The sequence below is a fragment of the Rheinheimera pacifica genome (assembly GCF_024809855.1).
Classification (GTDB): domain Bacteria; phylum Pseudomonadota; class Gammaproteobacteria; order Enterobacterales; family Alteromonadaceae; genus Alishewanella; species Alishewanella pacifica_A.
Map to the genome: position 1 here is coordinate 1 of NZ_JANUEM010000035.1, position 1,179 is coordinate 1,179.

Genomic DNA, 1,179 nt, shown 5'->3' on the forward strand with positions numbered 1-1,179 from the left:
ACTCTCGTGGCCGACCAGCCGCTGCAGCCACCGGCATTACACGCCCGCACCCGGAATGAGTAACTGCCCAACTCATAATTTAGTAACGATACCGAGGTTTGGTTCGCCCTCACTTTATTTGTCCAGGTACTCCCTATTAACTGCTCCAGCTCATAACGGGTAGCCGTCGCAACCGTATTCCACGCCACGCTAAGGTTACCTTGATAACTGTATGTTGTCTGGCTGACATTCGAGCTAATACCCGGTGCAACGGCTGGTGGGTAGACAACCTGTGTTGTGGCAATTTCACTTGGCGCTGAGCAACTACTACCATTACAGGCACTAACTCTGTAGGTGTAAATAGCGACGGCATTAGCCGTATAACTTTTACTCAGACTGGCATTATTTTGTGCCACAACCCAGTTACCGCTATTTATCCGCTCCTCCAACACATAGCCAGATGCATGGGTGCTGCTAAGCCAACTGACGGTATAGCTGCCATTATTGCTTATAGCGGGTGCTGTTGGTTTAGCAGGCACGGCAGGGATCAGCTCTACCACAACAGTACCCGAGGTACGATAACTGCTGCAGCTGGTAAAGCTTCCTTCAACATTACAGGCCCGTACCCGATAACCATAGCTGCCATCGGCCACGCTGCGCTGCTGGCTTAACGCCGTGCCACTGTACACCTGGGTCCAACTGCCACCATTGTGTTGCTGCTCCAGTTCATAGCGATCTACATTGCCGCTGGCAGCAGTCCAGCTAACAGTAAAACTGCCGGAACCACTGGTTGCCGGCACACCGCTTATGTTACCCGGTACACCCGGCGTAACAGCCACAACCACCGTGCCCGAGGTCCGGTAACTGCTGCAACTGGCAAAGCTCCCTTCAACATTACAGGCCCGAACCCGATAACCATAGCTGCCATCTGCCATGCTGCGCAGCTGGCTTAACGCTGTGCCGCTGTATACCTGGGTCCAGGCGCCGCCATTCTGTTGCTGCTCCAGTTCATAGCGATCAACATTGCCACTGGCCGCTGTCCAACTAACGGTAAAACTGCCGGTGTTGCTCGTCGCAGGAACACCGCTGATCCCCGGTGGTACGCCAGGTTTAGCAGCAGCCAGCGCAGTAGTTGAGGTGCGGTAGTTACTGCAAGCCTCACTGCCCGCCAGCGTATTACAGGCCCGCACCTGAAACCGG

1 protein-coding gene is annotated in these 1,179 nt (G+C 54.6%); it reads right to left on the minus strand.

Annotated elements, in window-relative coordinates:
- On the minus strand, window positions 1-1,179 hold a 1,179-nt coding region (locus tag M2404_RS20245), incomplete at both ends, for a hypothetical protein (protein ID WP_259241822.1).